Consider the following 24,048-nt stretch of genomic DNA (forward strand, 5'->3'; position numbering starts at 1 on the left):
GAGTACGTTGTGGCACAGGATTATACTGTTGAACAACTGAACTATGGCCGTAAAGTCTATGACTTTATGCGCTGGGATTACGTCGCTTTCGGCGTCTCGTTGTTGCTGTTGGTGGCATCGATTGTGGTGATGTCCACTAAAGGGTTCAACTGGGGTCTGGATTTCACCGGTGGTACGGTGATTGAAATTAACCTGGAAAAACCTGCGGATCTGGATCAACTGCGTGACACGTTGGAAAAAGCGGGCTTTGAATCGCCAATTCTGCAAAACTTTGGTAGCACCCGTGATGTGATGGTACGTATGCCACCCGCCACCGGAACTGCCGGGCAGGAATTGGGCAACAAAGTCATCTCTGTTATTAATGAGTCAGTTGATAAGAATGCTTCGGTAAAACGTATCGAATTCGTCGGGCCAAGTGTGGGCAGCGATTTAGCCCAGGCAGGCGGCATGGCGTTGATAGTCGCGTTACTGTGTATTCTAGTTTATGTTGGTTTCCGTTTTGAATGGCGTCTGGCGCTGGGGGCGGTTATCGCTTTGGCCCATGACGTGGTCATTACCATGGGGATCTTGTCGTTATTCCAGATTGAGATCGATCTGACCATCATTGCTTCATTGATGTCGGTTATTGGTTACTCACTAAACGACAGTATCGTGGTATCGGATCGTATTCGTGAGAACTTCCGCAAAATCCGTCGCGGTACGCCTTATGAAATCATGAACGTGTCTCTGACCCAGACCTTAAGTCGTACTATTATGACCTCTGCAACTACGCTGATGGTGGTATTGATGCTGTTCATCTTCGGTGGTGCGATGCTGCAAGGCTTCTCACTGACGATGTTGATCGGTGTTTCCATCGGTACCGTTTCATCCATCTACGTTGCGTCCGCGCTGGCGTTGAAACTGGGTATGAAACGTGAACACATGTTGCAGCAGAAAGTTGAGAAAGAAGGCGCAGACCAACCTTCAATCCTGCCTTAAGTTGTAAGTGGTAGTACGAAAAGAAAGCCCTGATACAATTAGTATCAGGGCTTTTTTATTCGTGTATTAACCTAATGCTTCCGCCCCATTTATTTGCAGTGTAAATATTATCGCGTTATCTTTATTTTATTGAGTAATTTGTTTTCTCTATGAATATTTATTTAATTTTTATCCATGGTTTAATTGAGTAAGAGTAAAAAATCATTAATTTTATTTTTATAAAAACTATATAAGTAATTCGATAGTTAATTATTTTAATATTATTTATTATTCTAACTTGATTTATATGCTTAATGTAGTTGGATGATGTGAGTAAATTATCGGAGAATATATGAGTGATGTGAATTTTAACGGAGTTTACATAGCTAATGATATGATATATAAGTGTTTTGATGATATTCTACAAGGAAGCGATGATTGTGATTTTGTGTGTGGTGTTAAACGTGAGCTTAATGATATTTTTGAATCATTTAAGATTAAATATGATTTTAATCAAAAGTCAAAGTTTAATGAATTTGAGATCAATTTGGGTAAAAGTGATAATGAAATTGATCTTGTAACACTCATTAATAATTATATGGGGAGTGAGAATAAGCTTACGAGTAGAGTAAATGGTATTCATTATAATTTTATTAAAAGTATTAACTTGAATTTTAATCAATCAACACTTAGTAAAAAATATGAACTTACTTTAAATCATAACGGTCGTTATGATTTAATAAAAAGAGAGTCGCCAACCTCCGTGGTTAAAAGTGCCGGTTATAATGATTTTATTTCTTACCTAAATATATCAGTTGGAACTCCAAGTGAGCAGGTAATAAACGTAAAGTCTTTAAAAAATGAAAATGTGGGGTTTGAATATTGTCAGGGTGATGAAATAGTAGATATATGCAGTGCAAATTTCCCTAAGTGGAAGGATGTTATAATTACTCATGGAAGAGGTGGGTTGAGTAATAGTGAATGGAATGAAAATTATAATTCAATCAAATCGGAAAACTCTGGAAAAGGATGTAAATTTTGGAATGAATAGTATACGTTAACAATAACTAATACTACATTACCGCAAGCTTTAGAGAATGATTTAATTTATCTTAAAAATAGAATAATCCCAAGTATATCCGATATGATTAAAGTGGTAATGGATAAAGCATACCCCCCTTCAAAGGGATTATGGGGGCGATTAATTGATTTTATTGTTGCTCATTTATTTCCTTCACTATCTAAGGAAGTAAATGAGAAAATGATTAAGTCTAAAAGTGAACTTGAAGATTTTTATTTGTTACTATTGGGTGCAAAAAAAGAAGTGCAAGATGCAGAGCAAAATATAGACAAAGCCCCCTGTATTTATCACTTGGCCCTTCAGTTATTAAAACAATGCATACCTGCGCAATACCCTTTCGACCCTCTCAATATATTATCCCCAGATCGTAAAGTTTGGTTAGCACTGCAAAAGGAATGGCTAGAGCCGCTAAAGCCACCAAACCAGAACCCGCTCAATAGTTGAATAAAGATAAACTGCCGTTTCCGCACTTTGTTGTCGTGGCAGTTCGCGGTAAACTGGGGCTAAGTTTTGGCTCACTCATCAGGAAGCACTATGCATTGCCCGTTTTGTGCCGCTGTGGATACTAAAGTCATTGACTCCCGTCTGGTGAGCGATGGTTCGCAAGTGCGCCGTCGCCGCCAGTGTTTAGATTGTAATGAACGTTTTACCACTTTTGAAGTGGCAGAACTGGTGCTACCGCGCGTGGTTAAAAGTGATGATGTGCGCGAACCCTTCAACGAAGATAAATTACGGCGTGGCATGCTGAAAGCATTAGAAAAGCGTCCGGTTAGCTCTGATGATGTCGAAACAGCAATAAGTCATATCAAATCCCAATTGCGCGCCACGGGCGAGCGGGAAGTTCCGACGAAAATGGTGGGTAACCTGGTGATGGAAGCCCTCAAACGGCTCGATAAAGTGGCCTATATTCGCTTCGCCTCGGTCTATCGTAGCTTTGAAGATATTCGTGAATTCGGTGAAGAAATTGCCCGTTTGCAGGATTAATTCGCGCCAAATGGTTATTTAGCGAGGGTCGCGCAGCCATAAAGCGGCGCAATAAACGTAAGGAAAGCCATGCAGACTGATGAGTTCTATATGGCCCGCGCTTTTGAACTCGCGCGGTTAGGGCGGTTTACTACCTCGCCAAACCCAAATGTTGGGTGTGTGTTGGTGCGTGATGGTGAAATTGTCGGCGAAGGGTATCATCTGCGTGCCGGAGAGCCACACGCCGAAGTACATGCATTACACATGGCGGGTGAAAAAGCGCGCGGTGCAACGGCTTATGTCACCCTTGAGCCTTGTAGTCACCACGGGCGCACGCCGCCTTGTGCGGATGCACTGGTGGCCGCTGGTGTAACCCGAGTCGTGGCGGCAATGCAGGACCCCAATCCGCAAGTTGCCGGGCGCGGGTTATATAAATTGAAACAGGCCGGGGTTGCAGTCGACCACGGTTTGATGTTGGCGGAAGCTGAAGCCGTGAATCTTGGTTTCCTAAAGCGGATGCGTACCGGTTTTCCTTATTTGCAATTGAAAATGGCGGCATCATTAGATGGACGTACCGCGATGGCCTCGGGTGAAAGCCAGTGGATTACGTCGCCACAGGCACGCCAGGATGTGCAGCGTTTTCGAGCTGAGAGTTCGGCGATTCTCAGTACCAGTGCCACCGTAATAGCGGATGACCCTTCGCTCACGGTGCGCTGGTCGGAGTTAGATGCCCAAACGCAAGCCTTGTATCCCCAAGATTCGCTGCGCCCACCGGTTCGGATTATATTGGATAGCCATAACCGTGTAACGCCTGAACACCAAGTGACACAACAAAATGGCCCATGCTGGCTGGCGCGCGTTGAGGCGGATCAGCAGCCATGGCCAGATAATGTCGAGCAGTTATTGTTACCTCGCCATGGTAATGGTGTGGATTTGGTATTATTGATGATGCAACTTGGCAAGCGGCAAATTAACTCAGTGTGGGTTGAAGCCGGGCCACAACTGGCAGGCGCACTATTACAGGCCGGTGTGGTTGATGAGTTAATTCTGTATATCGCGCCAAAACTGTTGGGTAGCGATGCCCGCGGATTGTGCCAGTTGGCTGGATTAACGCATTTAGCACAAGCCCCTGAATTTGTCTTCAGTGATGTACGTCAGGTGGGGCCAGACTTACGTTTGCGTTTGAAACCGAAGTATTAATTGAATTTTCCGGCAGAGTTTCCCGAAGCTCAATCATCGTCTTGCCAAGCGTTTTGTAAATGCGCAGGGGCGGGGCGTGAAAGAATATGATAGAATCCGCCCCCCTGCGGGGTATGAACCCATATTGAGGAAAGCTATGAACGTTATCGAAGGTGTTGTTGCTACTCCTAATGCCCGCGTGGCGATTGCAATTGCGCGTTTTAACAACTTTATCAACGACAGTCTGCTGGAAGGTGCAATTGATGCCCTGAAGCGCATTGGTCAGGTAGCTGATGACAACATTACTGTTGTTTGGGTACCGGGTGCCTATGAGTTGCCGCTGGTTGCCAATGTATTAGCAAAAACAAATCGTTACGATGCGGTAATTGCGCTGGGTACGGTTATCCGTGGGGGAACTGCGCACTTTGAATATGTTGCTGGTGAAGCGAGTTCTGGCTTGGCAAGTGTCGCCATGAATAGCGATATTCCAGTCGCTTTCGGTGTGCTGACCACAGAAAGTATTGAGCAGGCAATTGAGCGTGCTGGTACTAAAGCGGGTAATAAAGGTGCAGAAGCTGCCCTGACCGCACTTGAAATGATTAATGTAATCAAAGCTATTAAAGGCTGAATTTAGTTAAGGGGAATTCCGTGAAACCTGCTGCTCGTCGCCGCGCTCGTGAGTGCGCTGTTCAAGCGCTTTACTCTTGGCAGTTGTCTAAAAACGACATCGCTGATGTTGAATTACAGTTCCTGTCGGAGCAGGATGTCAAAGATGTAGACATCTCCTATTTTCGCGAATTGCTGTCAGGGGTCGCAGTTAATGCCACATCTTTGGATGCGTTAATGACACCTTTTCTTTCCCGCCAGCTCGAGGAATTAGGTCAGGTTGAAAGAGCTATTCTGCGTATTGCACTGTTTGAACTGAGCAAACGTAATGATGTCCCTTATAAAGTGGCAATCAATGAAGCTATCGAACTGGCCAAAACTTTCGGTGCGGAAGATAGTCACAAGTTCGTAAATGGCGTGCTGGATAAAGTAGCTCCGACAGTACGTAAAAAGAAATAATATACCCAAAGTCATTGGCAGCGCTAACACCGCGTCAAGTGAAGAGGGATATGATTAAGGCCGGGAACCGGCCTTAATCATATATCGGTAAACACTCCTGGAATTGTATTATGGCATGTGGCGAATTTGACCTCATTGCCCGCTACTTTGACCGGTTTAGAAGTAATCGCCGGGATGTAGAGCTGGGTATTGGAGACGACTGCGCACTTCTCACAGTGGCAGAAAAACAGCTGTTGGCCATCAGTACGGATACACTGGTGTCGGGCGTTCATTTCCTACCGGATATCGATCCGGCCGATCTTGGTTACAAATCTTTAGCGGTAAACCTTAGCGATTTAGCTGCAATGGGTGCCGATCCTGCCTGGTTATCTCTTGCTCTAACCCTACCCAATGTAAATGAAGACTGGTTGCAGGCATTCAGTGATAGCTTATTTGATCAGCTTAACTATTACGGTATGCAACTGATTGGTGGTGATACGACTCGTGGGCCATTGAGTCTAACGCTGACCATTCAAGGGTTGGTACCGGAAGGGCGGGCATTGACCCGAGCTGGTGCGCGAATTGGTGACTGGATTTATGTTACCGGTACGTTGGGTGACAGTGCCGCAGGACTGGCGATTTTGCAAAATGCGTTGCGAGTTGATAACGAAGCCGATAGGTCTGCATTAATTCACCGTCATTTGCGGCCACAGCCACGCGTGCTGCAAGGGCAGGCATTGCGCGACCTTGCCAGCTCTGCCATTGATATCTCCGATGGGTTGATTTCTGATCTGCAACATATCCTGAAAGCGAGCAATTGTGGGGCGCGTATTGAGTTGGATGCATTGCCTTACTCTGATGCGCTAACACGGCAGGTTGACGCTGAACAGGCTCTACGCTGGGCGTTGAGTGGTGGTGAAGATTATGAGTTGTGCTTTACCGTACCTGAGATAAACCGTGGTGCACTGGATGTCGCGCTCAGTAATACCGGCGCAGGCTATACTTGTATTGGGCAGGTAGGCCCGCAATCGGAAGGTGTTAAATTCTTCCGTGAAGGTAAGGCAGTACAACTGGATTTTCGTGGTTTTGATCACTTCTCAACAGGTAAATCCCATGGATGAAGCCAAACGCCGTTTGCGGTTAACCAATCCTTGGCATTTGCTGGCCACCGGCTTTGGTAGTGGTTTATCACCATGGGCACCCGGTACCATGGGGTCAATTGCGGCAATCCCATTCTGGCTGCTATTGATCCAGCTCCCATGGCAGCTTTATTCTTTGGCTGTGATGTTCAGCATCTGCATTGGTGTCTACATTTGTCATCGTACCGCCAAAGATATGCAGGTTCATGACCATGGCAGTATCGTTTGGGATGAATTTGTCGGCATGTGGATAACCCTGATGGCATTGCCCGTCAATCATTGGCAATGGGTCGCTGCGGGTTTTGTCGCGTTCCGAGTTTTTGATATCTGGAAGCCTTGGCCGATTCGCTGGTTTGATCGCAATGTCCATGGTGGCATGGGGATCATGATCGATGACATTATTGCCGGGGTGATTGCGGCTGCTATTATTTTTGTCGTGGGGCATTACTGGCCAGCAGATCTGTTCTACTGATACCCGTCATCTTTCAAGTTGCAGGTGTGTTGGCTGCATTCGCTTACCCGAATCACTGACTCATGTCAGCTCATCGGGATGCACTTACTTGCCGCCTTCCTGCACCTTGAAATCTATAGGGTATATGTGTGGTCATCTTTCAAGTTGCAGGTGAAATTCGAACCAAGGGAAACACTCCGTTCGGGTCGTAGTGGCGCGAGCCACCGGAGCGGCTGTAGGAGTGGTCGGCCTTGGCTCAATCTGCGTAAATTAAGTTGTTATCACGCCAGCCACGTTTCAATCTGGCGTTGTATACCCGCAGCATCTAACCCAAACTCAGCGCGCATTTCCTCTTGTTCACCTTGTGGCACAAAGCTGTCCGATAAACCGAGATTCAGTACCGACACTAATTGCCGTTTCGCCATCAGCAATTCATTCACACCACTACCCGCACCACCCATGATGGCGTTCTCTTCCACGGTGACTAATACCTCATGGCTGGCAGCCATTTCCAGTACCAACGCCTCATCCAATGGCTTTACAAAACGCATATCCACCAAGGTGGCATTGAGGTTATCGGCCACGAGCTGTGTCTGAGCCAGTAAAGTACCAAAGCACAATATGGCAATCTTTTCACCTTCACGACGCACAATACCTTTACCTATCGGCATGATCTCTAACGGTTTCAGGTCGGTACCGGTGCCGTTGCCACGTGGGTAACGTACCGCCGCAGGGCCGTTGTGGTGATAACCGGTGTGAAGCATCTGACGGCACTCGTTTTCATCGCTTGGGGTCATGATGATCATATTTGGAATGCAGCGCATGAATGAGAGGTCAAACGCACCCTGATGGGTTTGGCCATCCGCGCCCACCAGGCCACCACGGTCAATAGCAAATAGAACGGGCAGGTTTTGGATGGCAACATCGTGAATCAGTTGGTCATATGCTCGTTGCAGGAAGGTGGAGTAGATAGCCACAATCGGTTTGTAGCCCCCAATGGCTAACCCTGCGGCAAAGGTCACTGCATGTTGCTCAGCGATAGCCACATCGAAATATTGCTGGGGGTATTCACGAGAGAAACGCACCATCCCAGAGCCTTCGCGCATAGCAGGGGTGACGGCCATTAACTGGCTGTCTTTGGCGGCGGTTTCACATAACCACTCACCAAAAATCTTGGAGTAAGTCGGCAGGCTACCCTGGCTTTTCGGCAAAGTACCGGAGGCGGGATCAAACTTCGGCACAGCATGCCAGCCAATCGGATCTTTCTCAGCCGGTGCGTAGCCTTTGCCCTTTTTAGTCATGATGTGCAGCAGCTGCGGGCCTTTCAGGTCACGCATGTTTTTCAACGTTTGTGCCAATGCTTGTACATCGTGCCCATCAACCGGGCCAATATAATTAAAGCCTAACTCTTCGAATAAGGTACTTGGCACCACCATCCCTTTTAGGTGCTCTTCAGTCCGTTTCAACAGGTCTTTAATCGGTGGTAAGCCAGAAAATGCCTTTTTGCCACCTTCACGCAGGCTGGCATAGAGCTTACCCGATAATAACTGAGCCAGATGATTGTTCAAACCACCGACATTTTCTGAGATAGACATTTCGTTATCGTTGAGGATAACCAGCATGTCTGAGTGAATATCACCGGCATGATTCATTGCTTCGAAAGCCATACCCGCCGTAATAGCACCGTCACCGATAACACAAACAGTCCGCCGCCCTTTACCTTCCCGTTCAGCTGCGACAGCCATCCCCAGGCCTGCACTGATTGAAGTTGAGGAATGGCCAACCGAGAGCACATCATATTCACTTTCACCACGCCAAGGGAAAGGATGTAAACCATCTTTCTGGCGAATAGTACCGATCTGTTCGCGACGACCGGTTAATATTTTGTGAGGATAAGCTTGATGGCCTACGTCCCACACCAGATGGTCGAAAGGTGTGTTGTAGACGTAATGCAACGCGACAGTTAGCTCGACTACGCCCAGCCCGGAAGCAAAGTGCCCACTGGAGCGACTGACGGACGCGAGCAAATACTGGCGTAGTTCATCACATAACTTCGGCAGGCTTTCTTTGGGCAACATGCGCAGTTCTTCAGGATTTTCTGCAAGTGCCAATGTCGGGTATTTGGCTATATCAAGGCTCATTCGATGCTCATATCAAAAGTGGGTGCATACCCTTAGAATCTGTTGCAGCAGGAGGGTTCGCTTTACCTGACTGCAACGCTAAGTTCTTGGGGTATAACAGCGTTTATTAACGGTCAGTATATTTCTAATTATCACGCTCAATAATAAAACAGGCTAACGCCTGCAACGGCGCTATGTTATAGGATTGTTCTGACAAGGTATTCAGGGCGCTGAGCGCTTCCTGATACAGATCCATCGCTTTAGCTTTAGCGCAATCTAACCCCAGCAGTGCTGGATAAGTGCTTTTGCCGAGTTGCTGATCTGAACCCTGACGTTTACCAATTGTAGCTGTATCGCCAATAACGTCTAAGATATCGTCCTGAACCTGGAAGGCCAGACCAATGGCCTCACTGTACCTGTCAAGTAACGGTAACGCTTCGCGCCCTGGTGTGCCCGCAGCCAATGCACCGAGGCGAACCGCGGCACGGATCAATGCGCCGGTTTTGTGGCGGTGGATGCGTTCAAGCTCTTCCAGTGAAATCTGGCGCGCTTCGGCTTCCAGATCCAATGCCTGACCCCCACACATCCCCGCGACACCGCTGGCCTTAGCTAATTCGGCAATCATCGATAAGCGATCTTTATCTGCCACATCGGGCATCTGCGCTTCAGCCAGAATAGAGAACGCGAGCGTTTGCAGTGCGTCCCCCGCCAGAATGGCATTGGCCTCACCAAATTTCACATGGCAAGTCGGCTGCCCACGACGTAAATCATCGTCATCCATCGCCGGTAAATCATCATGAATCAATGAATAGGCATGGATACATTCAATTGCCGCCGCAGGAGCATCTAAATTAGTCAGCGACAGACCAAACATTTGGCCGGTGGCGTAAACCAGATAAGGGCGCAGCCGCTTACCGCCGAGCACGGCACCATAACGCATAGCGGCGACTAAGTCGCTGTCGCCAAAGGGTAGCGGAGCAATAAAATCAAGCAGCGCCTGATTGACCCGTTGCTGATGAGCTGCAAGTTGATGATGAAAATCAGCAGATGAGTGGGCGATAGACATAAGGCTATTCAGTATCCGGGGTGAAAGGTGCCAAGGGTGCATCTACATCATCACTGAGAAGAACTTGCACTCGCTGTTCCGCTTGTAACAAGGTTTGCTGCCCCTGGCGGGCCAGTTGCACACCCCGTTCGAATTCGTTTAACGCTTCTTCCAGCGCTAATTCACCGGACTCCAGGCGGGTCACAATCTGTTCCAGTTCACTGAGAGATGTCTCAAAACTGGTCACTTTGGTTTCTGGTGTTGCGGGTTTTTTCGCCATAGCTCTATTCGACTCGATATTTTTATGAAACGTAACATTAATGGTGCGTAACGCATTCCTGCTAATGAGGTTTTTTCTGAGAGTAACTCACCATACCAATTACATTCGGGCCAAAAAATTATTACCGGCTATTCTAGCGGATAATGAAGGGGAAATCGTGACGTTTAAGTCGGGTTTTTAGTACGCAGTGGCACGTCTAATAGTGATATACTCCTCGGCTTGCATGTTTTCGCTAAAGCCTTTGACTGTTGCTATCAATAGCAGCGCCATCACTCCATAACCAGACAACTAAAGACTGCCATGAAGTTTATCATTAAATTGTTCCCAGAAATCACCATCAAGAGTCAATCTGTGCGATTGCGCTTCATTAAGATCCTCACTACGAATATCCGCAATGTACTGAAAAACCTTGAGGACGATACCCTCGCGGTAGTCCGTCATTGGGATCATATTGAAATTCGTACCAAAGATGAAAATCTTGGCCCGGTTATCTGTGATGCGTTGACCCGCGTGCCGGGGATTCACCATATTCTCGAAGTAGAAGATCGCAGCTACACCGATATGCACAATATTTTTGAGCAGACGCTGGAAGCCTATCGCGAGACACTGATCGGGAAAACTTTCTGTGTGCGGGTGAAGCGCCGCGGTAAGCATGAATTTTCGTCAGGTGATGTTGAACGCTATGTTGGCGGCGGTCTGAATCAGCATATTGAAAGTGCAAAAGTTAAACTGACCCATCCTCAGGTTACGGTTCATTTAGAAATTGATCAGGACAAACTGACACTGATCAAGGCGCGTCATGAAGGGTTGAGTGGCTTCCCGATCGGCACACAAGAAGATGTGTTATCGCTGATTTCAGGCGGTTTTGACTCGGGTGTGTCCAGCTATATGCTGATGCGTCGTGGTTGCCGCGTGCATTATTGCTTCTTCAATCTCGGCGGCTCGGCCCATGAAATTGGTGTCAAGCAAGTAGCTCATTATCTGTGGAACCGTTTTGGCAGCTCCCATCGGGTGCGTTTTGTTGCCATTGATTTTGAACCGGTTGTCGGCGAAATCCTCGAAAAAGTCGAAGATGGTCAGATGGGCGTGGTACTCAAGCGCATGATGGTGCGTGCGGCATCGCAGGTTGCAGAACGTTATGGTGTGCAGGCACTGGTTACCGGTGAAGCTCTGGGGCAAGTTTCCAGCCAAACATTAACCAATCTGCGGTTAATTGATAATGCTTCAGACACCCTGATTTTGCGCCCACTGATTTCCCATGATAAAGAGCACATCATTAATCTGGCGCGGCAAATAGGCACTGAAGATTTCGCAAAAACCATGCCGGAATATTGCGGCGTGATTTCGAAAAGCCCGACGGTGAAAGCGGTTAAAGCCAAGATTGAAGAAGAGGAGTCCCACTTTGATTTCTCTATTCTGGACCGGGTCGTCAGCGAAGCCAAAAACGTTGATATTCGTGAAATTGCCGAGCAAAGCCGTGAGCAGGTTGTTGAGGTTGAAACTGTTGCTGAACTGGCCGATACCGATGTGTTGCTGGATATTCGCGCACCGGATGAGCAGGACGAAAAGCCGCTTAACGTGGGCAGTGTAGAAGTTCACGCATTACCGTTCTATAAACTGAGTTCGCAATTCGCCAGTCTGGATCAGAGCAAGACTTATCTGCTGTATTGCGATCGCGGGGTGATGAGTCGTTTGCAGGCGCTTTACTTGCGTGAGCAGGGGTATACAAACGTAAAAGTGTACCGCCCTTAAATTATTATATTTAACGGCTACTGCGCTTTGCCATTCTGGACTTGCGCAGTGCTCGCCGCCGTCACGTACTACGTGTACGCTCCGTTGGCTGTGCGCTGGGTGCATCCAGACTGACTTTGCTCGCTACGCCTCGTTGGGGATAGTTAACGGCTACTGCGTGTGTGGATTTTGAGCTTGCGCAGTGGTTGCTATGTTCATATTCACTATATACCCAAAGTAATTGGAGTTGCAGGTAGGCAGCCAGCAAACTCATCCCGATGAGCGCACGACGGTAAGTGATTCTGAGTAGTGCGCGTAGCTAACAACCCTGCGGCTTCAAGTCCGAAGGGTATAGTTATAAATACCTGGCGGTAGTACCAACTGCCAGGCGATTTCTTCGGCCTTTTCCCTGCCGAGCAGCAAAAATACGATCTTCAGTGCGAAATCGAGGGAAGTACCCGGCCCTTGGCTGGTGACCAAATTCACCCGCCGATCATAAACTACCCGCTGATCCATCCATTTAGTGGCATCGATTTTATCTTTCAGTGCTGGGAAGCCGGTCATATTGCCAACAGGGAACAAATTGTGATGCTCAAGTACCAAGGCGGGAGCAGCGCAAATGGCGGCCACCAGTCGTCCTTCATTATGGGTTTGACGCACAGTAGCAACCAGCAGTGGGCTATCGCGAAAACATTCCGCACCTTTTATGCCACCAGGCAGTACCACCACATCAAATTTCTGATCCGCCACATCCACTAAACGGGTATCTGCCAGCAAGCGGACACCGCGTGAACAGACAATTTCCAATGCTCCATCACTGGCGACACTGGCGGTTGTTACCTCGATACCGGCGCGCACCAGAACATCAATAGTGGTGACCGCCTCGGTCTCTTCGCTACCAGGAGCCAGGCAAACCAGCGCCGATACGCTCATACTCATTTTCCTTACGTTTTATTAAATCATATAAGTGGGCATTTTCCGGCAACGTCATACCGTGGTTGCGCGCACGCCGCAGTAAATAACCAGTAATGTAATCTATCTCGGTATGCCGCTGGCAGCGTAAATCCTGCAATAACGACGAGGTATTATCTGCGGTACTCTGGATAACATCGTTAACATAACTTAACAGGCTGCTGGTTGAGGTGTGGTAGCCCTCCATCTCCATCACACTGGCTACCTCGGCACATAAACTGCTAATCAGCTCCGGGTAGCGCTGCAAGTCACCATTGCGGCAGTTATACAGCCCTGTGAGCGGGTTAATTACACAGTTTACCGCCAGTTTTTGCCAACAAGCTGCTGATATATCGTTATGCCAGGCGACATCCGGCAGTGCCTGATGTAGTACATCGGCCAGATGGCTGATATCTATTGCCGTTGGCGAGGTTGGGCCAATATGTGTAATCCCACTGGCAACATGGACTATCGTGTTGCCGTCATGCCGGGCTGCATGAGTGGTTACACCATGCAGGAAGGTATACTCATGGCGCGGCAGTTCGTCCTCTGTGCCCATACCATTATGCAGCAGTAAAATTTTACACTCAGGGTTAAGCTTGGGTAATAGGGCGATGACAGCGCTGGATACTTGCCACGCCTTTAAGCACACCAGTAATAATTCACTTTTCGACAAGTGCTCTGGATCATTAGTCGGCAGGTTCTGGTTGAACGCCTCATTGCTTAACGTAATAACATTGACTGAACAAAAGGGCTGTGGCACACGGAGCCAGCCTTGTACATCATGGCCTTGCTGATACAGCGCTGATAGCCATAACTGCCCGAGAGCTCCGCAACCAAGCACAGTAATTTTCATTGAAACCCCCTTGGTGTAAGCGGAAAGCACACTGCATCGTTCTAAATGTTATGCCTTGATTATACCCTAAATAATTCGAGTTGCAGGAAGGCGGTAAGCGAGTGAACCCCCAAGAGCTTACATAAGTAAGTGACTGGGGTGATTGAGCGCGGCCAACGTACATGCAGCTTGAAGTATGACGGGGATATAGACTTTTTAGTCATTAAACGCAGGGCTAGCAACAAATCGGGTCCGCTAATAATGGCGGCTTCGTTGAGTAATTGTCTGCGGCATGGCTTTGTCTGCGTAGATAAAGCGGTTATTATGCTTGCCAGTCATCTTATCAGGAGGAGGGAATATGCCATCTTTCGACATCGTATCTGAAATTGATATGCAGGAAGTGCGTAACGCAGTTGAAAACGCCACCCGTGATCTGGCGAACCGTTGGGATTTTCGTAATGTTCCGGCGAGTTTTGAGCTAAATGAAAAGAACGAAAGTATCAAAGTCGTCAGTGAATCTGATTTTCAGGTTGAGCAGTTGTTGGATATCTTACGTGCTCAATTGAGCAAGCGTGGTATTGAAGGTGCTGCATTAGAAATCCCGGAAGAGATGGAGCGCAGTGGGAAAACCTACAGTGTGGACGCCAAGCTGAAACAAGGGATCGAAAGTGTCCAGGCTAAGAAGCTGGTTAAGCTGATTAAAGACAGCAAGCTGAAAGTTCAGGCACAAATTCAGGGCGAACAAGTCCGGGTAACAGGTAAGGCACGTGATGATTTACAGAGTGTCATGGCCTTGATTCGTGGTGCTGATCTGGGGCAGCCGTTCCAGTTCAATAACTTCCGCGACTGATATTGAGTTAACGAGCCAGGTACAAAGGTGTTGATAGCCTTTGTACCTTAGCGCTCTCTTATACCGCGTTAACTAACTGCTCTAACTGGTTGCGATTAGTCTGTTTGGTATCAACTTTGATATATGCACTGCGTTCGGCCATCACTACAACCGCTTCTGTCACCCCTGGTTGAGCCTTGAGCCGCTGTTCCAATGCTGAGTCTTTCACCGCCAATTCAGATAAGGTAATGCGCAGGCTACTGACATAGGGGGGTTCTTGCATAGTTGCACTGACTGCAAACCACACTAGCGCAATCACCGCACCGCCAGCAAACACCATACTTGCCCCTTCCATGCCAAATAGCCATCCCCCCAAGCTGCCGCCAATAGCCACGCCAATAAATTGACTGGTGGAATAGATCCCCATTGCCGTGCCTTTATACCCGGCTGGTGACTCTTTACTGATCAACGAGGGTAAAATAGCCTCCATCACATTGAACGCAATGAAGAATAATTGCACTCCAGCAATAATCACCCAGAGGTTGTGACCGGCAGACCACAGCACTACTTCGGCGGCAAACAGCACCGCAACGCAGCCCATAAAGACCTGTTTCATGCGGCGTTTGACTTCAGCATAAATAATGAACGGCACCACCGCTGCGAATGAAATCAGCATTGTCACCAGATACACTTTCCAGTGTTGAGCCGGGACTAAACCTGCGCTGGCCATAATCTGCGGTAATGCAACAAAGCTCGACATCAGCAAAATATGCAGGCACATAATGCCAAAATTGAGCTTAAGCAACCGGCTGTTACTTAACACCTTACTGACGCTACCTTTAACAATACTGGACTCGCGGTTAAGTACATGGTTATCAGCATCCGGCACCACAGCTAATGTAATGACAATACCTAATAGCGCCAGTATGGCGATAGCCCAGAACAGGGCATGCAGGCCAAAGGCATGGGTGACGATAGGCCCGAGCACCATGGCAATCGCAAAGGTAATACCAAAACTGACACCGATAAATGCCATGGCTTTGGTACGATTTTGTTCACGGGTCAAATCAGATAGCAGCGCCATGACGGCAGCGGCAATGGCACCGGAGCCTTGTAGCGCGCGGCCCAGAATAATGCCCCAAATAGAGTCACTCATGGCAGCAATCACACTACCAAGGGCAAAAATTAACAGGCCGCCCACGATCAGCGGTTTGCGGCCAATACGATCGGAAACTAATCCAAAGGGGATCTGAAAAATAGCTTGAGCCAGTCCGTAGATGCCAATGGCTATGCCGATTAGAGCTTCGCTGGCGCCAGACAGTGCCATACCATAGGTGGTGAGAACCGGCAAAACCATAAACATGCCCAGCATGCGCAGTGAGAAAACGCTGCCCAGCCCCCAGGTTGCCCGAAGCTCAAGCGGAGTCATTTTATTGTCGTTCATTACACCTCAAAAAACATTCTGCACGATATCGTCATCTTTCAAGGTGCCGGTGTGTTGGCCGCACTTTGAAATCTATAGGGTGTATTGTAATGATGTTAATAGGGGCCGGTAAATCTATTGATGTTTAGAATGTATTACAGGCGAGATTTTAGGTGAAAGCAGGGTAGGGCAGAAAGAGAAAGTGGCTGGCAGGAACAGGCCCATCAGCCACTCTATTTGTGTCTATCAATGTGGTAGGTGTTACCCGACGTAAGTCAGTAATCCAACCGAGGAAGGGACATTGAAATCGACTGACATCATGACGCTCAATGACGTAATAGCAATGATTGAGAAGACAAAAAGTTTTCTCGCCCATACGCTGTCATTGGTCGCTTTGTAGCCACGTAATGCCATACCCAGCCACCAGACACTGACCGCCGCTGCGACAACCAGATACTTATAACCGGCATAACCACTTAATGTCAGCATCAGGGTCGCAACCATAAACGCCAGAATATACAGGGTAATATGGTTTTTGGTGACCGATATGCCTTTTATTACCGGCAGAACCGGAATGTTGGCAGCCTGATAATCCTTAAAGCGGAAAATTGCTATGGCATAGGAGTGCGGCATCTGCCACAGACTGAAAATCAGCAGCAAAATCAATGCACCCATATCGAACTGGCCGGTGACCGCACAGTAACCAATTACTGGTGGTGCGGCTCCTGACAAGCTGCCGATCAATGTCCCGTAGACTGACTTGCGTTTCATGTAGAGGCTATAAACCCCGACATAGATAACGAAACCGATAATCGCCAGCATCATTGCTAATAGATTGGCGGCCACGTAGAGCAACAGCATGCCAACAATACCCAGTACGGACGCATAAATCAGGCTCACTTTCGGATCGATAAGCCCTTTGACCAGGACACGATTCTTCGTTCTCTCCATGATGCTATCGATATCACGGTCGATATAGTTGTTAAATACGCACCCGGAGGCAACAACTAACGAGACACCGATCAGGGTGGCGAGAAAAAGGGGGTAATCAATCACGCCTTTGGAAGCGAGGAGAAATCCCCCAACGACAGAAATTAAATTGCCGAAAATAATTCCTGGTTTAGTTACTTGCAGGTATTGCTTAATCATCACATGCAGCTCTTCAGTCAACCATCATATTGATGTTGAGGTTGTACATAATCCAGAGTGAGCCCACTACAACGATTGCGATAATCATAGCGGTGAACAGGAACGCCACCAGATTCCAACGTTCTTCAGACGATCCATTCATATGCAGGAAGTACACCAGATGCACAATAATCTGCACCACAGCTAAACCGACCACTGTGGCCAGAATAGTTGTATGAGAGGCGGTACCGCTCATCACCATAGCGAATGGAATAACTGTCAGAATCACCGATAGAATGAAGCCAATAAGATATGACTTCAAGCTACCGTGGCTGGCTCCACCGTGAGTCGTTGTTGGGTGACTAGATGTTGGATGACTCATTACATGACTCCTAACAGATAGACAACGGTGAATACGCAGATCCACACCACATCCAGGAAGTGCCAGAACAAGCTCAGACACATCAGACGGGTGCGGTTGGTTTCATTCAATCCGCGTTTTGCTACTTGAATCATCATAATGATGATCCAGACCAGACCTGCGGTAACGTGAATACCGTGGGTGGCAACCAGTGCGAAGAAGCTAGACAGGAACGCACTGCGATCCGGGCCATAGCCTTCAGCAATCAGGTGATGGAATTCATAGATTTCCATTGCCACAAAGCCCAGACCGAACAAGAAGGTCAGACCCAACCAGGTGTTGACCTGGTTTTTATGGCCTTTGTTCATGCCCAGCATCGCAATGCCGTAAGTAATACTACTGAACAACAACAGGAAGGTTTCGACCAGAACAAAGTTCAAATCGAAGATATCCCGCCCTGAAGGACCGCCAGCGGTCCCGTTTACCAGCACTGCATAGGTTGCGAACAATGTCGCAAACAAAATACAGTCGCTCATCAGGTAGATCCAGAAGCCGAAGACTTTCGTCGCTCCCGCATCGTGATGCCCATGCTCTGCATGGGCGACGTTGTGGTTAGTCAGAGTTTCAGTTGACATGATTCACGCCTGCTTTGCTGATTTGTTCATGATGAAGATCCTCAATGCGCTCAACTTCTGCAACTGGCACATAGTAATCAACATCCTCGTCGAAGCTCTTCACAATCCAGGTAACAATCATGCCGACGAAGCCAATAATGGCCAGCCACCAGATGTACCAGATCATGGCAAAGCCGAAGATCAAGCTGAAGCCAGCAATAATCACACCTGCACCGGTATTCTTCGGCATGTGGATTTCTTCGTATTTCGCCGGACGTTTGTACGCTTCGCCTTTCTCTTTCATATCCCAGAACTCGTCACGGTCGACGACGTTAGGCACTACGGCGAAGTTATAGAACGGCGGTGGGGAAGAGGTAGACCACTCCAGCGTACGGCCACCCCATGGGTCACCAGTCAAGTCACGATTTTGTTCGCGGTCACGGATACTGACGAAGACCTGAATAACCTGACACAAAATACCGCAGGCAATCAGTACTGCACCACCAGCAGCCACCATCAACATCGCGTGGAATTCTGGATTGATATCTTGGCTCAGACGACGGGTCATACCCATAAAGCCCAGAACATACAGCGGCATAAAGGCTACGAAGAAACCGATTATCCAGAACCAGAAGGCACGGATACCCCATTTCTCATTAAGCGTAAAGCCAAAGGACTTAGGCCACCAGTAAGTCAGGCCAGCAAAGCAACCGAACACCACACCACCGATAATTACGTTATGGAAGTGGGCAATCAGGAACAGGCTGTTGTGCAGTACGAAGTTCGCACCTGGAACCGCCAGCAGAACCCCGGTCATCCCACCGATAGAGAAGGTGATGATGAAGCCAATGGTCCACAGCATTGCAGAGTGAAACTGAATACGGCCCTGATACATGGTGAACAACCAGTTGAAGATTTTCACCCCAGTTGGGATGGAAATGATCATCGTAGCTATACCGAAGAAGGCGTTAACGTTGGCACCGGATCCCATAGTAAAGAAGTGGTGTAGCCAAACGATAAATGACAATACGGTGATAGCGATGGTTGCCCAAACTAAAGAGGTGTAACCAAACAGACGTTTTTTAGAGAAGGTCGCAGTAACCTCGGAGAACACCCCGAACACCGGCAGGACCAAAATGTACACTTCTGGATGGCCCCAGGCCCAAATCAAGTTGATGTACATCATCATGTTGCCACCCATATCATTGGTAAAGAAATGGGTGCCAAGGTAACGGTCCAGAGTCAGTAACGCGACAGTTACGGTCAGGATCGGGAAGGAAACGATAATCAAAATGTTGGTGCAAAGTGCCGCCCATGTGAAGACAGGCATCTTCATCATCGACATGCCAGGTGCACGCATTTTCAAAATAGTGGCGAAGAAGTTAACACCGGTCAACAAAGTCCCCAGACCGGAGATTTGTAGACTCCATATCCAGTAATCTACCCCGACACCTGGGTTGTACTCTTTACCTGATAGTGGCGGATAGGCCAACCAACCGGTTCCCGCGAATTCACCGACCCCCAGAGAGATGTTAATTAACACCACCCCGACCACAAAGAACCAGAAGCTCAATGAGTTCAGGAACGGGAAGGCAACGTCACGAGCACCGATTTGTAGCGGTACGACCACGTTCATCAGACCCACAACAAAAGGCATCGCCATGAAGAAAATCATGATAACGCCGTGAGCGGTGAAGATCTGATCATAGTGATGAGGTGGCAGGAAGCCGGCCTCACCAGCGGAAGCAAGTGCTTGCTGGCTACGCATCATGATAGCGTCGGCAAAACCACGCAACAGCATGACCATGGCGACCAGGATATACATGATACCGATTTTTTTATGGTCAACCGAAGTCAGCCATTCGCTCCATAACCATTTCCATTTGCCGAAATAGGTCAGAGCAGCAACAAGAGCCAGCCCACCTAGGACAATTGCAGCAACGGTAACCATAATGATTGGTTCGTGTAGCGGAACCGCATCAAGTGTTAATTTTCCCAACATCGTTTTATTCCTCGGCTCCGGCGTGAGCGGCGTGTTCGCCCATATCCATGCCCTGGCTCATATCCATACCTGAATGGGTATCATCGCCTTTCTGGTGCATGCTCATATCGCCCATAAACTTGCCAATAATTCCTTTAAACAGCTCCGGTTTAACACTGGAGAAATACTCAACCGGGTTATTTTCGCTCGGTTCAGCCAGTTTATTGAAATCGTCAGTGGTATTCAGGGTGTTCGGCGATTTTTTCACCTGTGCGACCCACTGGTTGAACTCTTCCTGCGTCGGTGTTGCGATTGCAGTGAATTTCATACCAGAGAAGCCTTTGCCACTGAAGCTACTGGAAATACCATTATATTTACCAGGTTCGTTAGCAATCAGATGCAGTTTGGTTTGCATCCCGGCCATCGCATAAATCTGCCCGCCTAACTGAGGGATAAAGAACGAGTTCATTACTGAGTTAGAAGTGATTTTGAAATTCACCGGAACGTCAGTAGGGAAGGCCAGTTCATTAACTGTAGCAATACCTTGTTCTGGATAGATAAACAGCCATTTCCAGTCAAGGGAAACCACTTCAATAGTGATCGGTTCTTTACCAGCCACTACGATAGGTTTGAACGGGTCAAGTTCGTGGGAGGTTTTCCAGGTTATCGTCGCCAAAATAGCGATGATAATGATTGGAACAGCCCAGACAACAAGCTCAATTTTGTTGGAATGGGACCAGTTTGGGGTGTAGGTCGCACTTTTGTTGGACGCGCGGAACTTCCATGCAAAAGCAAACGCCATAAAAATAACCGGAACCACGACGATCAACATTAAACCGATAGCAGTAAGTATCAGTGTTTTTTGTTCGACTCCGATTGCGCCTTTGGGGTTCATCAATGCCATATCGCAACCACTGAGCATTACAGTGGCTGCAAATAAAGACAACATACCCATATTTTTAATGTATTTCTTAAGTCTCATCTAACGACCTCAATTACAAAAGGGCTCTATTGTCGTTTCATGTGTGCGGGCATTTTACGGGAAGGTTGCAAGACTGTAAACATGCTTAAGATTGTGTCAGCGGCTTGTTGACACTTTATGTTAAGGGGGTCACAGATGTTGCCTTGCGCGGTAATTTACTAATAGCAACAATATGTTGGCGGTAGGACATAGCTGCCAGACTGCGGATGTTAAGGAAAAACAACAGTAATTAGCCTTTTACTCATGGGAAATACTGATTTTAAATTCGTAGATAGACTTATTTTATGTAAATAATATGTGGTGTAAAAGTAAATTAAAATATATTCCGAGGTGATCTAAATAGCCACCTCGGAATCATTTAGCTAGAAATTATATTTAATAGAGTAAATGATGGCATCTTGTAAAAAGTCTTCCCCCAACTTGTTATAAGCATAGCGGTACTGAATACCGGTGGTAAATTGCTTAATCGGTGTCCACCAAAGTGAAATGGCACCATTCACACCGTTACGGCCGCCATTGCCTGCTGCATAGCGTTCTGCACGGTTGAATTCAAGCTCGTTCCAGTTGGTAATACTGAATTTTTCATCAAACGCGGTGAAGTCATAACCTGCAACCCAACCCACCACATAACCGTTATTACCTGAATAATAGGTTTGATCAACATAATGTAATGCCACGAAAGGCTTCATCCACACGCCCGCTAGCGTTGCGTTATAGCCAATACCGTACAGGGTGTTCACTTCGTGGAAGTTACTGTAATCATTACCTTCAGCACTCGGTAGCGAGTAAGTACCATAGACGTGACCGTACAGATTGAAACCGGTATCACCTAAATAGTAGCGGCCAGTAGTTTTAAAGGTGTAGCGCTGATTATCGCCGGGTTGTGCTGTTTTTGAATTAAATGGGTTTTCTAGATCAAAGAAACCATAGACCTCCCCCCAGCTATAACCTGCACCCCCTTCTAACTCGATATAAGCGAAGTCATCTTTATGTGATGAACCTCCTGATTTATGCGTAGTGCTTCGGGTCCAGTCAAGATAGTTCATGCTGATATTACCAAAACCCCACTGGTATTCAGCTTGTGCAACTGGAGCCAAAGTGACTGTTGTCAGCGCGAGCGCACCGATAAGAATTTTACGCATAAATGCCTCTGTGTAGTTGAAAGATGTCAGGGGAAACAAAAGGACACAGTCCTTAACAAAAAGTGCGCTCATCATAGTCCCACAGCACGAAAGGATAAATAGTTGAAAGTGATGCGGATCTCATTTTGTGAATAGCAATGTGCAACTGTTACTTAAATATGTGACTCATATCAATAAGTGAGCAAGGAAGGATTCAGGTGGCTTATTTTACTGGCATAAAAAAGGCCGGTATAAGTACCGGCCTTTGTCATCTAATGCAGTTTATTAGGCTAATTTTTCGCGCCTGAGTGCCAGATAATCTAATATTCCACCCAGAAGCATCCCGACTACGCTGAGCTGAATGCCGCGTAACAACAACATATCAGCTACGTGTGGAGCGGCGGTCCAATCCAATGCGTTACTTATCAGTAAAATTAGCCATATAGCTAACAATATGCAGCCAACCGTCAACAAGCGTAGCGCCCAGCGATAAGCGGTTTTAAAAGCAGTTCGAGGCATAAATTCATCAGTTTTCTGGGTGTGTTCCAGCGTTTGGCGACAAATATACAGTAGGAATAGGCCTGGAATGGCTGCCGCAATAGAGAATAGATAGAACAATGGCCAGCCATGTGTTTCAACAAACCATCCAGCAATCGGGCCAACATAAACGCGCCCAACGGCGGACAGCGCCGATAACAGGGCAAATTGTGTCGCGGAGAATGACTTGTTACACAATGTCATCAGCAATGCGACAAAGGCCGCAGTTCCCATGCCACCACACAGATTCTCCAGGAAGATGGCACTGCCCATGGAGAAGATATTCTTGTCAGTGATGGATAACAGCCAATAACCCACATTCGAGATAGCTTGTAAAATACCGAATATCATCAACGCGCGGAACAAGCTCAGGCGTTGCATTAACAGGCCGCCATACAGTGCGCCAATAATTGTGGCAATCAGTCCTAATGATTTATTCACCAACCCGACTTCACCGGCATCAAACCCAACGCCACGGATCAGAAAAGTGGTACTCAAACTCGCGGCAAAGGCATCGCCCATTTTGTACAACACAATTAACAGCAGAATCAGCCATGCATTGTTGCGGCCAAAGAAATCACGCAATGGGGCGACGATCGCCTGTTCCAACGTTTTTGGTGGCGCGATACGGATATCAGGTTCAGGAGCTAATAAGGTAGCAAACACCCCAATTAACATTAACCCGGCCATTAACCAGTAAGTGGATTGCCAGCCAAGATAGCGATCCGCTATCCATAGCGCCAGCCCGCCAGACACCAGCATTGCGAGACGATAACCCAGTACAGAAACTGCGGCACCAGTACCGCGCTCTTCTGCGGTGAGCAAGTCGGTTTTATAGGCATCAAAAACAATATCTTGCGATGCCGAACAGAAGGCGACCAACACGGCGATTGCCGCCAACCACCATAAATGCTTCGCCGGCTCCATAAAGCCCATGGCAATAATCGCGGCGATTAATAACAGTTGGCTTATCACCAACCAACCGCGCCGACGGCCAAGAAACGAGGGAGTGTAGCGGTCCATCAAGGGGGACCAGAGGAACTTGAAGACGTAGGCCTGACCAACCAGAGAGAAGATACCAATGGTTTTCAGATCGACGTTCTCAACCGTCATCCATGCTTGCAGCGTACCACCGGTAAGGGCCAAGGGAAGGCCGGAAGCAAACCCCAACAACAGAAGAATAAGGGAGTTACGTTGGGTAAAAAGGTTTGAATAGCGATTGGGCATGTGAGACCTACATGCTCTGCCCCAAGGTCGGGGCAAAGCATTCTGTTAAGCAGTAATAATGATATTAAG

The 24,048-nt window shown here is 47.6% G+C and carries 24 protein-coding genes; 11 read left to right on the top strand and 13 right to left on the bottom strand.

The window, feature by feature from the left end; translation table 11 throughout:
• Positions 1 to 9: 9 nt before the first annotated feature.
• From secF to pgpA, 9 genes are all read left to right on the top strand, one after another.
• On the top strand, positions 10 to 978 hold the full coding sequence (gene secF / locus ACWJJO_RS05655) for a protein translocase subunit SecF (protein ID WP_083160065.1): 969 nt from the start codon (positions 10 to 12) through the stop codon (positions 976 to 978).
• Positions 979 to 1,309: 331 nt separating this feature from the next.
• Positions 1,310 to 2,008 carry a hypothetical protein gene (locus tag ACWJJO_RS05660; protein WP_481090767.1) on the top strand — a complete coding sequence of 233 codons (699 nt, stop codon included), beginning with the start codon at positions 1,310 to 1,312 and terminating at the stop codon, positions 2,006 to 2,008.
• Positions 2,009 to 2,116: 108 nt separating this feature from the next.
• Positions 2,117 to 2,482, top strand: a complete 366-nt coding sequence (locus ACWJJO_RS05665; protein ID WP_481090768.1) for a hypothetical protein — start codon at positions 2,117 to 2,119, stop codon at positions 2,480 to 2,482.
• A 90-nt stretch (positions 2,483 to 2,572) separates the two neighbouring features.
• The gene (nrdR, locus tag ACWJJO_RS05670) at positions 2,573 to 3,022 is read left to right on the top strand and encodes a transcriptional regulator NrdR (RefSeq protein WP_005182112.1); all 450 of its coding nucleotides are present in this window, start codon (positions 2,573 to 2,575) and stop codon (positions 3,020 to 3,022) included.
• Between the two features lie 69 nt (positions 3,023 to 3,091).
• Positions 3,092 to 4,201 (top strand): bifunctional diaminohydroxyphosphoribosylaminopyrimidine deaminase/5-amino-6-(5-phosphoribosylamino)uracil reductase RibD, encoded by a 1,110-nt coding sequence (gene ribD / locus ACWJJO_RS05675; RefSeq protein ID WP_083160061.1) that lies wholly within the window; start codon positions 3,092 to 3,094, stop codon positions 4,199 to 4,201.
• Between the two features lie 136 nt (positions 4,202 to 4,337).
• The gene (gene ribH / locus ACWJJO_RS05680) at positions 4,338 to 4,808 is read left to right on the top strand and encodes a 6,7-dimethyl-8-ribityllumazine synthase (protein ID WP_005182120.1); all 471 of its coding nucleotides are present in this window, start codon (positions 4,338 to 4,340) and stop codon (positions 4,806 to 4,808) included.
• Between the two features lie 20 nt (positions 4,809 to 4,828).
• Positions 4,829 to 5,245 (top strand): transcription antitermination factor NusB, encoded by a 417-nt coding sequence (gene nusB, locus ACWJJO_RS05685; RefSeq protein WP_083160059.1) that lies wholly within the window; start codon positions 4,829 to 4,831, stop codon positions 5,243 to 5,245.
• Positions 5,246 to 5,355: 110 nt separating this feature from the next.
• Complete coding sequence (gene thiL, locus ACWJJO_RS05690) at positions 5,356 to 6,345, top strand: thiamine-phosphate kinase (protein ID WP_083160057.1); 990 nt, start codon at positions 5,356 to 5,358, stop codon at positions 6,343 to 6,345.
• Positions 6,338 to 6,835: a phosphatidylglycerophosphatase A gene (pgpA, locus tag ACWJJO_RS05695; RefSeq protein ID WP_032905591.1), complete on the top strand. Its 498-nt coding sequence runs from the start codon at positions 6,338 to 6,340 to the stop codon at positions 6,833 to 6,835. The genes thiL and pgpA overlap by 8 nt, the downstream gene beginning before the upstream one ends.
• A 260-nt stretch (positions 6,836 to 7,095) precedes the next feature.
• Here the strand turns inward: pgpA and dxs are convergent, their stop codons facing one another.
• The 3 genes from dxs to xseB all read right to left on the bottom strand — a co-directional run bounded on the left by dxs (position 7,096) and on the right by xseB (position 10,259).
• Positions 7,096 to 8,955, bottom strand: a complete 1,860-nt coding sequence (gene dxs / locus ACWJJO_RS05700; RefSeq protein ID WP_083160055.1) for a 1-deoxy-D-xylulose-5-phosphate synthase — start codon at positions 8,953 to 8,955, stop codon at positions 7,096 to 7,098.
• Between the two features lie 124 nt (positions 8,956 to 9,079).
• Positions 9,080 to 10,000 carry a (2E,6E)-farnesyl diphosphate synthase gene (ispA, locus tag ACWJJO_RS05705; protein ID WP_083160053.1) on the bottom strand — a complete coding sequence of 307 codons (921 nt, stop codon included), beginning with the start codon at positions 9,998 to 10,000 and terminating at the stop codon, positions 9,080 to 9,082.
• A 4-nt stretch (positions 10,001 to 10,004) separates the two neighbouring features.
• Positions 10,005 to 10,259 carry an exodeoxyribonuclease VII small subunit gene (gene xseB / locus ACWJJO_RS05710; RefSeq protein ID WP_083160051.1) on the bottom strand — a complete coding sequence of 85 codons (255 nt, stop codon included), beginning with the start codon at positions 10,257 to 10,259 and terminating at the stop codon, positions 10,005 to 10,007.
• A 300-nt stretch (positions 10,260 to 10,559) separates the two neighbouring features.
• Between xseB and thiI the strand changes: the two genes are divergently transcribed.
• Positions 10,560 to 12,011: a tRNA uracil 4-sulfurtransferase ThiI gene (thiI, locus tag ACWJJO_RS05715; protein ID WP_481090769.1), complete on the top strand. Its 1,452-nt coding sequence runs from the start codon at positions 10,560 to 10,562 to the stop codon at positions 12,009 to 12,011.
• A gap of 315 nt (positions 12,012 to 12,326) precedes the next feature.
• On the opposite strand, the gene yajL is transcribed toward thiI, so the two are convergent.
• Positions 12,327 to 12,923, bottom strand: coding sequence for a protein deglycase YajL (yajL, locus tag ACWJJO_RS05720; protein WP_083160047.1), 597 nt, complete (start codon positions 12,921 to 12,923; stop codon positions 12,327 to 12,329).
• Positions 12,886 to 13,797, bottom strand: a complete 912-nt coding sequence (panE, locus tag ACWJJO_RS05725; RefSeq protein ID WP_083160045.1) for a 2-dehydropantoate 2-reductase — start codon at positions 13,795 to 13,797, stop codon at positions 12,886 to 12,888. The genes yajL and panE overlap by 38 nt, the downstream gene beginning before the upstream one ends.
• Positions 13,798 to 14,134: 337 nt before the next feature.
• On the opposite strand from panE, the gene ACWJJO_RS05730 reads away from it, so the two are divergent.
• Positions 14,135 to 14,626: a YajQ family cyclic di-GMP-binding protein gene (locus ACWJJO_RS05730; protein ID WP_083160041.1), complete on the top strand. Its 492-nt coding sequence runs from the start codon at positions 14,135 to 14,137 to the stop codon at positions 14,624 to 14,626.
• A 58-nt stretch (positions 14,627 to 14,684) separates the two neighbouring features.
• Here ACWJJO_RS05730 and ACWJJO_RS05735 read toward each other — a convergent pair whose 3' ends face one another.
• The 8 genes from ACWJJO_RS05735 to ampG all read right to left on the bottom strand — a co-directional run bounded on the left by ACWJJO_RS05735 (position 14,685) and on the right by ampG (position 23,979).
• Positions 14,685 to 16,049: an MFS transporter gene (locus ACWJJO_RS05735; protein ID WP_102970458.1), complete on the bottom strand. Its 1,365-nt coding sequence runs from the start codon at positions 16,047 to 16,049 to the stop codon at positions 14,685 to 14,687.
• A gap of 240 nt (positions 16,050 to 16,289) precedes the next feature.
• Positions 16,290 to 17,177, bottom strand: a complete 888-nt coding sequence (gene cyoE / locus ACWJJO_RS05740; protein WP_083160039.1) for a heme o synthase — start codon at positions 17,175 to 17,177, stop codon at positions 16,290 to 16,292.
• A gap of 13 nt (positions 17,178 to 17,190) precedes the next feature.
• Positions 17,191 to 17,538 (bottom strand): cytochrome o ubiquinol oxidase subunit IV, encoded by a 348-nt coding sequence (locus ACWJJO_RS05745; protein ID WP_032812973.1) that lies wholly within the window; start codon positions 17,536 to 17,538, stop codon positions 17,191 to 17,193.
• Positions 17,538 to 18,152 carry a cytochrome o ubiquinol oxidase subunit III gene (locus ACWJJO_RS05750; RefSeq protein ID WP_083160037.1) on the bottom strand — a complete coding sequence of 205 codons (615 nt, stop codon included), beginning with the start codon at positions 18,150 to 18,152 and terminating at the stop codon, positions 17,538 to 17,540. Before ACWJJO_RS05750 ends, ACWJJO_RS05745 begins: the two co-directional genes overlap by 1 nt.
• Positions 18,142 to 20,133, bottom strand: a complete 1,992-nt coding sequence (gene cyoB / locus ACWJJO_RS05755; protein ID WP_083160035.1) for a cytochrome o ubiquinol oxidase subunit I — start codon at positions 20,131 to 20,133, stop codon at positions 18,142 to 18,144. Before cyoB ends, ACWJJO_RS05750 begins: the two co-directional genes overlap by 11 nt.
• A gap of 4 nt (positions 20,134 to 20,137) precedes the next feature.
• On the bottom strand, positions 20,138 to 21,094 hold the full coding sequence (gene cyoA, locus ACWJJO_RS05760) for a cytochrome o ubiquinol oxidase subunit II (RefSeq protein WP_481090770.1): 957 nt from the start codon (positions 21,092 to 21,094) through the stop codon (positions 20,138 to 20,140).
• Positions 21,095 to 21,456: 362 nt separating this feature from the next.
• Positions 21,457 to 22,236: a nucleoside-specific channel-forming Tsx family protein gene (locus tag ACWJJO_RS05765; RefSeq protein WP_083160031.1), complete on the bottom strand. Its 780-nt coding sequence runs from the start codon at positions 22,234 to 22,236 to the stop codon at positions 21,457 to 21,459.
• Between the two features lie 264 nt (positions 22,237 to 22,500).
• Positions 22,501 to 23,979, bottom strand: coding sequence for a muropeptide MFS transporter AmpG (ampG, locus tag ACWJJO_RS05770; protein WP_083160029.1), 1,479 nt, complete (start codon positions 23,977 to 23,979; stop codon positions 22,501 to 22,503).
• Positions 23,980 to 24,048 lie beyond the last annotated feature (69 nt).

Source organism: Yersinia antarctica, from assembly GCF_056636475.1.